This is a genomic window from Bacillus sp. 05T31 (assembly GCF_056396725.1).
In genome coordinates, this window is record NZ_JBFTMA010000136.1 from 1 (window position 1) to 8,338 (window position 8,338).

Genomic DNA, 8,338 nt, shown 5'->3' on the forward strand with positions numbered 1-8,338 from the left:
TGGTTGAACCTGTAAATCATTAAAGTAGCTAATAGGTAAAAACCAAAAACTACTACAAGCAAAGAGTAAAAGAATGTACTTACTTTGCTTGTAATGATGGAGCCATAAAGCTTTATGAAACATGTAATCCCTCCAGTACAAAATTGTGATAATGATGAGTTTATTTAGCGTTCCAAGAGAACTTCCATTTCAATAGTTTGGATAGAAGAAAATAGCTAATTATGCTTGACCCAAAAAGTCCAATGTAAAAATTAAGTAATGATTTGTCTCCACTTAAGACTAAACCACCAACTATTCCTATAACGAAAATACCAATGCTCATAATTATTTTTTGTAACTTCGGATATAGGAGGAAGTTTCCATTTAGCTCATTGACTGAACGAACATATAAATATATACCGAGTGGTAGTAAAATAATGATATATGTGATAGGTGCAATCAATAATTTTGCTGAAGGGATTTTTGTAAAGTTTGGTTCATTATGACGCACTCCATCCTCATCAGTAAAAGTGCTTTGAGGATCGTAATTAAAGCGAATAGTAAACTCTTCTACTGGACCAGAAATCCGTATGTTTTCCATAACACGATGCATATTGCCATTATTCTCATGAAAGTCAACATTTGAGTGAACAGCGATGACTCCCGAGATAAGTGRTGGAAGTAATRMWGGGAACATKAATATARCTGCAGTGAGAAATCCTTGCGAWATAAYATTCCCAGTTATTGTWCCTAYACACAAGGCAAGTGTATAAATAGYAATTARTACAATTAACATGTATATAAAATAAGAATGAAATGGAGAAAATACTTGATATTTATTATGAAAAGTCATGTTTTTTATAATAGCAAATAGTCCCCAGTTTATACTAACAGCTGCTACAATGTTACAAGTACCAAACAACCATTTTGTCATAAAAAGGTGGGAACGTTTAAAAGGCATAGACCAAAGGAAATCAATGGAGTTATTTTGCCTTTCCCAACCGATTAACGTACAGGCCAGAATGATAAGTGCGCCACCTTGAAAGATGACAGGGTCCATAAGTGATAAACTAAAATTGTAATGATATACATATTCCCCTTCTTTTGGCATCTTCAGAAGGTATTCTTGTTCAATCGATGTTATATAGTATTTGTATGACAAAGTATAGAAGCTGACGAGCCAAAATAACCATACAACATATTTACTTTGTTGATACGTTCTTAGCCATAGTGCTTTTTGAAACATAGGATCTCTCCTTTAAAAAACTTTATAATTTGTTAGGCGTGATAATACAACATAAGTAATGATTCCAGCGAGAAACAAACCGATATAGTAGTTAAATAAGAAACTAAATTGATTTATTTTATAGCCACCTAGTAATGCAAAGTAAATGGTTGTTCCCCATATCCATATTCGTAAATGTTTTTGGAAAATAAATATCTTTTGAGTGTTTTCGTTTGGAGACCGTTTATATAAATAAGTGCCAAGTAGTAAGTAGAATGTTATGTAAAAAATAGGGATTAGTATCGACTTAGCTGAATAATACTTATGCGATGCCGGATCTCTTAAGGTGGTTGGATCGTTTTCTTTCTTACGTGATTTTGGATCATAATCGTAATAAATAGAAAAATTATATATTGGTGCAACAATATTTGTTTTATTATTTATTTCAGAAAGACTTTCATATAAGTGAGAGTTTCTATTATTTTGAGCATCTAAATGATTTATTGTAAAATTGTACAGCAATGAAATAAATGTRAGACCCATTAGTAACCAAGGAATACAAAAAACAACTTGTGAAACAACGCTTCCAGTAAAGGCACCGATACATAATGCAGCTGTATATACTGCAACATATGAAACAATCGCATAAAGAAAGTATCGATGAAATGGCCCGAATGATTGATAATCAAAATGAATCGTTGTTCTATAAATAAAGTACATAAGAATCCAGTTTACAAGGAGAGACCCAATAATCCAAAATGAACCGAAAGCCCATTTAGATAAGAAAACATCTTTTCTTTTAAATGRCATTGTCATAAGTAGTGCATTAGACTGGCTGCTACGTTCCCATCCTATTAATAGACAGGCTATAGAAATAATAAGAATAGTTAGCCAAAAACTATTACCTGTATTTGACCAAAAAGCATAATCATAATAGAATGTTCCCTTTTCATTTAATTTATAATAATTAGCAAGTTGTTGCTGAGCTGCTTTATAGTATCCGAAAGATAAAAGATAAAGTGTACTCAAGAAAAAGAGTGATACAGCATATTTCCCGCGTTTCCAATTCCACATCCACAATGCCTTATGAAACATACCCATCCTCCTCAAGTGTTGTAACAAAGACATCTTCCAGTGACATTGTTAATTCTTCAATGAGTATTGGTTGYTCTTTATAAAACTTCTCCAGTGTTGTAGCCACATTTTCCTCAATTAAGATTGTAWATACTTTTCCTGTTTGRTTTAATATTTTAATATTGCTTAAGTTTTCTAGTTTTTGAGGTAATGAMCGTTCRTAAGCWACTTGTATTTTGGCAAATCGTGATTTTGCATCATCTAGTGATGTAATAGAATCTACTGTATGCCCTTTTAAAATAATGATTGTATCGGCAATTTTTTCAACTTCGTCTAAATGGTGAGTTGAGATGAAAATTGTAATTTCTTTCTCTGCTACTTCTTCAACTAGAAATTGTAGAATCTGTCTTTTAACGATAGGATCAAGTCCGTTTGTCGGTTCATCTAAAATGATATATTCTGCTTTTGCAGCGAAAGCTAAAATGATCGCAAGCAGTGCTTTCATTCCTTTTGAGTAACTACGAATACGTTTGTTTGGTAAATTAAAACGTTCTAATATTTCATAAAAATGCTGTTCATCAAATGCTGTATAAACCGCTTTATAAAACTTTACGATTTCCTTCACTGTATATCCGTTCAGTATGTTAGTAGAATCTGGAACGTATACAACTCTTTGTTTAATTTCAGGATGCATATGAACATCTGTACCCTCATATGTAACAGTTCCTTCATCGGGGTCTAAAATGCCGACCATCGTTCGTAATAAAGTTGTTTTCCCTGCGCCATTTCTTCCGAGCAATCCGACGATACTACCTTTTTGTAATGTGAAAGAAACATCGTCTAAAATCGTTTGGTTATCAATTGTTTTCTTCAAGCTTGTCACTTTCAGCATCTGTATTTCCTCCAATCTCTTTATAGTATGAATCTATCCAATCATGAATTTTATCTTTCGTAATCCCAAGATAAGAGGCTTCTAGTAATAATTGATGAAATTGCTTTTCAACCATAGCGATTTTCCTTTCGTCTAATGTTGGGGTAATCGATTGGGCTACAAATGTTCCTTTTCCTCGTAATGTTTCAATAATCCCTTGTCGCTCTAATTCTTGATACGCTTTACTTACTGTATTTGGATTTATAACGAGCAAAGAAGCAAGCTCGCGTACAGAAGGAAGTTTATCACTTGGAGCTAACATGTTTTTTAGTACGAGCTCTTTTATATTTTGAACAATTTGTTCCCATATCGGAGTGTTGCTTCTTGGATCAAGTTGAATATGCAAGAGCAATGTCTCCTTCCTGATGAGTATTAAGTGTACTACTGCATGTAATACACTTAATACAATATAGGTAATGAATTTATTTGTCAACTGAAAATAATAGAAAAATATGGTATTAAAAATGTATAAATTGGAAAAAATAAGTTTGATATAGAATGGAGGGTTAGTCATGAAGCGAGTTTTTGGAATACTTGTTTGTTTCATGTTATTGCTTTCTGGTACTTCAGTTAGTTTCGCACAATCTGAGAAAACGAAGCAGGAAAAAACAGAAGAAACCACGCCGAAGTTAGCGGAACAAGCGTCGTCAGCGATCGTAATTGAGCAAGATACAGGTAAAGTTTTGTTTGATAAAAATCCGAATGAAAAGTTACCACCTGCTAGTATGACAAAGATTATGACAATGCTATTAATTATGGAACAAGTTGAAAAAGGAAAACTAAAACTAAACGATAAAGTTAGAGCGAGTGAACACGCAGCTTCAATGGGCGGATCACAAATTTTTCTAGAACCTGGGGAAGAGATGACTGTAAATGAAATGTTAAAGGGCATTGCAATTGCATCTGGAAATGATGCATCTGTTGCAGTAGCTGAGCATATCGCTGGTTCAGAAGAAGGTTTCGTAAATATGATGAACAAAAAAGCGAAAGATTTAGGTCTGAAAAATACGCATTTCCAAAACCCAACAGGTCTCCCGGCGAAAGATCATTATTCTACAGCGAATGATATGGCTATTATGGCGAAAGAGTTGATGAAGTATCCACTTATTCGAAAATACACAGGTAAATATGAAGACTATTTACGTGAAAATACGGATAAGAAGTTTTGGCTTGTTAATACGAATAAGCTAGTACGTTTTTATCCTGGAGTAGATGGAGTGAAAACAGGCTTTACGACAGAAGCRAAATATTGTTTAACGGCATCGGCTGAGAAAAATGGTATGCGTGTTATTTCAGTTGTAATGGGAGCACCTACATCAAAAGAGCGSAACAATCAAGTAACGAAGCTTCTTGATTATGCATTTGGACAATACATGACAAAGAAATTATATACACGTGGTGAGAAAATTAAGACTGTACAAGTAGGAAAAGGTAAGAAAGAAAAAGTAGATTTAGTTGCGTCAGACAATGTGTCTCTTCTTATGAAGAAGGGCGAAAATATGGACAAAGTTAAACAAGAAGTGATTGCTGAAAAGAAAGTGAAGGCACCGATTAAAAAAGGTGATGCACTTGGCACACTTGTTATTAAAAGAGATAAAGATGTTTTATTAAAACAAACAATTGTAGCGAAAGAAGATGTTGAGGCAGCGAGCTGGTGGGAGTTATTTAAAAGAAGTTTTGGGATGTTTTCAACATCAAAATAGCGGCAAAAATTTTGACGTTTTTCTGTTCGTATTTACTGAAATAATTGCTGAAAGGTTTCACTTTATGACGAAATAGTTCTTCTTTTGTCAGTAGGAAGGATTCTTATTTTATATCACGAAAATCTTATGTTAATGAGTAAAGTTTGAGCATAAGGAGGAAATCGTGTGAGTCTTTCCATGCATTTAGAAGTAAAACGTGACGTCTTATGTGTGAGGCTAGAGGGCGAGTTAGATCATCATACTGCTGAAGAGTTGCGAACGAAAGTCACAGATATGATTGAGACACATGGTGTTCATCATATTATTTTGAGCCTAGAGAACTTAACATTTATGGATAGTTCTGGTTTAGGCGTTATATTAGGCCGATATAAACATGTAAAGGGATTAGGTGGAGAGATGGTTGTCTGTGCAATTTCACCGCCCGTTAAACGTTTATTTGAAATGTCAGGTCTATTCAAAATTGTTCGTTTAGAAGAAAGTGAAGCGCATGCGCTCGCGACGTTGGGGGTGGCGTAGATGAGAAATGAAATGAACCTTCAATTTTCAGCGTTAAGTCAGAATGAATCATTCGCTCGTGTTACGGTAGCTGCTTTTATTGCGCAATTAGACCCGACAATGGAAGAACTAACAGAGATTAAAACAGTTGTGTCAGAAGCGGTTACAAATGCAATTATTCATGGGTATGAAGGAAATGCAGAAGGTGTTGTTTATATTTCAGTGATTTTGGAAGAAGCGATGGTGAAACTCACGATTCGAGATGAAGGGATTGGTATCTTTAACTTAGATGAAGCAAGACAACCCCTTTTTACAACTAAACCTGAATTAGAGCGTTCCGGGATGGGATTTACTATCATGGAAAATTTTATGGATGAAGTAGAAGTTATTTCAAACGAATCTTTCGGGACAACAATCCATTTGACAAAATACTTATCAAATAGTAACGCTCTATGCAATTAAGGAGAATAGCCAATGGACATAGAGGTCAGAAATGAGAAGAAGAAACCTCAGTTAAAGGACCACGAGCTAAAAGCGTTAATTCAAAAAAGTCAAGATGGAGATCAACAAGCGAGAGATACAATCGTTCAAAGTAATATGCGTCTCGTATGGTCGGTTGTACAGCGATTTCTTAATCGAGGATACGAACCAGACGATTTATTTCAAATTGGATGTATTGGACTCTTAAAATCGGTAGATAAATTTGATTTATCTTTCGACGTGAAATTTTCAACATATGCAGTTCCAATGATTATCGGTGAAATACAACGATTTTTACGTGAYGATGGATCAGTGAAAGTAAGTAGATCTTTAAAAGAAACAGGAAACAAAGTCCGAAAGATGAGAGACGAGCTTTCGAAAGAATTTGGAAGGGCTCCAACGATTAATGAGGTAGCACAGGCTCTTGAACTAACGCCGGAAGAAGTTGTTCTGGCGCAAGAAGCGAGTCGTGCTCCTTCGTCGATACATGAAACTGTGTATGAAAACGACGGAGATCCAATTACTATTTTAGATCAAATTGCAGATCAATCGGAAACGAAATGGTTTGATAAAATTGCTTTAAAAGAAGCAATTAGAGAATTGGATGAACGAGAAAGGCTAATTGTGTATTTGCGCTATTATAAAGACCAAACCCAATCAGAAGTAGCGGAGCGCATAGGCATTTCGCAAGTACAAGTTTCAAGACTTGAAAAGAAAATATTAAAACAGATGAAAGATCGAATAGATGAATAGCTATCTATTCGATTTTTTTTATTGTCACGAAAAGGAGAAGATTCCAACTATCGATAAAAATTTACAGAATTTATTGATAATTTAGTTAATTTAAACTATAATCCAAGTATGAACTTGTCACAAAGGGGGAAGGAAACATGGAAACGAGGCAACAATGGGGAACGAGGGCTGGATTTATTTTTGCAGCAATCGGTTCCGCTGTTGGACTAGGGAATATATGGCGTTTTCCTTATACAGCGTATGAAAACGGAGGAGGCGCATTCTTTTTACCGTACTTATTTGCATTATTAACGACTGGTATTTCATTATTAGCTTTCGAGTTTGCTCTTGGGCATCGTCATCGTGGTTCGGCGCCACTTACATTCTTCCGTATTCATCGACGTGCTGAATTTATTGGATGGTGGCAAATGTGTGTGACATTTATTGTTTCAACATATTACGCTGTAATCATTGCTTGGTCTATTTCGTATACGTACTTTGCAATTACTGGAGCATGGGGGAAAGACACGCAATCATTTTTATTTAAAGAATATTTACATGTTGCAGATAAGCCAGGACAATTCGGGGGGCTCGTACCAGAAGTATTAATTCCGTTAGCTCTCGTTTGGATTATTGTGCTTGGTGTTGCGTTTAAAGGAGTTAAAAAAGGAATCGAAGTTGTTAACCGTATTTTTATTCCTTTACTAGTTGTTATGTTCCTTATTATCGTTGTTCGTGCAGTGACGATGGAAGGTGCGATGCAGGGGCTAGATGCATTTTTTAAACCAGATTGGAGTCGTATTTTTGATGGGAAAGTATGGCTTGCTGCTTACGGTCAAATTTTCTTTAGTTTATCTTTAGCATTCGGAATTATGATTACGTATTCTAGTTATTTACCGAAAAACTCAGATACAACAAATAATGCTTTTATTACAGGATTTGCAAATTCAGGATTTGAATTATTGGCAGGTATTGGTGTCTTTGCAGCTCTTGGATTTATGGCGAATAACATGGGGGTACCGGTTGATAAAGTAGCTAGTGCTGGTGTAGGACTTGCATTTGTAGTATTCCCGCAAATTATTAATGAGTTACCGATGTCGCCGTTATTTGGTGTATTATTCTTCTTATCTCTAACTGTTGCTGGAATTACATCACTCATTTCACTTGCAGAAGTATGCTTTGCCGCTGTATCTGAAAAATTCAGCTTGAGTCGTCAAAAGACGATTGGAATTATGGGAACGCTATTAGTATTAGTTTCTCTTGTTTTTGCAACACGTGGTGGACTTATGTTCCTAGATGTTGTTGATTACTTCGCTAACAATTTTGGATTGATTACAATTGCACTCGTTGAAGTAGTTACAATAGGATTAATCTTGCGCCGTTTACCAGTTTATCAAAATCATGCAAACTTTGTATCTGATATAAAGTTAGGAACGTTTTGGAGAGTGAGTTTACTCGTTATTACTCCACTTATGTTAGGGTATATGTTAATTGATGGTACAATCCAAAACATTAAAAAGAACTACGGAGGTTATCCAACAGAGTTTGTTGTAACGTATGGTTGGTCGATAGCGGCAGCGTTTCTTATAGTTGCACTAGTCATTAGTCTGAAGAAATGGAATGCACAAATACATTCAGACTCTGTCCAGCTTGAAAAAGAATGGAAGGACCGAGGTGTTTCATGATGAGTGGATCAGCGATTATGATGATGGTTATAGG

9 protein-coding genes and 1 pseudogene are annotated in these 8,338 nt (G+C 35.2%); 5 read left to right on the forward strand and 5 right to left on the reverse strand.

Annotation, left to right across the window (positions count from 1 at the left end):
- The 5 genes and pseudogenes from AC1DJR_RS11110 to AC1DJR_RS11130 form a co-directional block, all read right to left on the reverse strand.
- Positions 1 to 123: pseudogene (locus AC1DJR_RS11110) on the reverse strand (ABC-2 transporter permease); the annotation flags it as partial.
- A gap of 37 nt (positions 124 to 160) precedes the next feature.
- Positions 161 to 1,225 (reverse strand): ABC transporter permease, encoded by a 1,065-nt coding sequence (locus AC1DJR_RS11115; protein ID WP_477002620.1) that lies wholly within the window; start codon positions 1,223 to 1,225, stop codon positions 161 to 163.
- Positions 1,226 to 1,237: 12 nt separating this feature from the next.
- Positions 1,238 to 2,299 (reverse strand): ABC transporter permease, encoded by a 1,062-nt coding sequence (locus AC1DJR_RS11120; RefSeq protein WP_477002621.1) that lies wholly within the window; start codon positions 2,297 to 2,299, stop codon positions 1,238 to 1,240.
- Positions 2,289 to 3,170, reverse strand: a complete 882-nt coding sequence (locus AC1DJR_RS11125; protein WP_477002622.1) for an ABC transporter ATP-binding protein — start codon at positions 3,168 to 3,170, stop codon at positions 2,289 to 2,291. The genes AC1DJR_RS11120 and AC1DJR_RS11125 overlap by 11 nt, the downstream gene beginning before the upstream one ends.
- Positions 3,136 to 3,555 carry a GntR family transcriptional regulator gene (locus tag AC1DJR_RS11130; RefSeq protein ID WP_002145907.1) on the reverse strand — a complete coding sequence of 140 codons (420 nt, stop codon included), beginning with the start codon at positions 3,553 to 3,555 and terminating at the stop codon, positions 3,136 to 3,138. Before AC1DJR_RS11130 ends, AC1DJR_RS11125 begins: the two co-directional genes overlap by 35 nt.
- Positions 3,556 to 3,721: 166 nt before the next feature.
- Here AC1DJR_RS11130 and dacF point away from each other — a divergent pair, with 166 nt between their 5' ends.
- From dacF to AC1DJR_RS11155, 5 genes are all read left to right on the forward strand, one after another.
- The gene (gene dacF, locus AC1DJR_RS11135; RefSeq protein ID WP_429687745.1) at positions 3,722 to 4,912 is read left to right on the forward strand and encodes a serine-type D-Ala-D-Ala carboxypeptidase DacF; all 1,191 of its coding nucleotides are present in this window, start codon (positions 3,722 to 3,724) and stop codon (positions 4,910 to 4,912) included.
- Positions 4,913 to 5,077: 165 nt separating this feature from the next.
- Positions 5,078 to 5,428 carry an anti-sigma F factor antagonist gene (spoIIAA, locus tag AC1DJR_RS11140; RefSeq protein ID WP_002128957.1) on the forward strand — a complete coding sequence of 117 codons (351 nt, stop codon included), beginning with the start codon at positions 5,078 to 5,080 and terminating at the stop codon, positions 5,426 to 5,428.
- Positions 5,429 to 5,869: an anti-sigma F factor gene (gene spoIIAB / locus AC1DJR_RS11145; protein ID WP_001243400.1), complete on the forward strand. Its 441-nt coding sequence runs from the start codon at positions 5,429 to 5,431 to the stop codon at positions 5,867 to 5,869. It begins immediately after the preceding gene.
- Positions 5,870 to 5,881: 12 nt separating this feature from the next.
- Positions 5,882 to 6,640 (forward strand): RNA polymerase sporulation sigma factor SigF, encoded by a 759-nt coding sequence (sigF, locus tag AC1DJR_RS11150; protein WP_002014922.1) that lies wholly within the window; start codon positions 5,882 to 5,884, stop codon positions 6,638 to 6,640.
- A gap of 137 nt (positions 6,641 to 6,777) precedes the next feature.
- Positions 6,778 to 8,304, forward strand: coding sequence for a sodium-dependent transporter (locus tag AC1DJR_RS11155; RefSeq protein WP_002014921.1), 1,527 nt, complete (start codon positions 6,778 to 6,780; stop codon positions 8,302 to 8,304).
- Positions 8,305 to 8,338 lie beyond the last annotated feature (34 nt).

Coding starts and splice junctions, on each gene's coding strand:
- spoIIAB (WP_001243400.1), top strand. CDS start 5,429: ATGAGAAATGAAATGAACCTTCAATTTTCAGCGTTAAGTCAGAATGAA.
- AC1DJR_RS11155 (WP_002014921.1), top strand. CDS start 6,778: ATGGAAACGAGGCAACAATGGGGAACGAGGGCTGGATTTATTTTTGCA.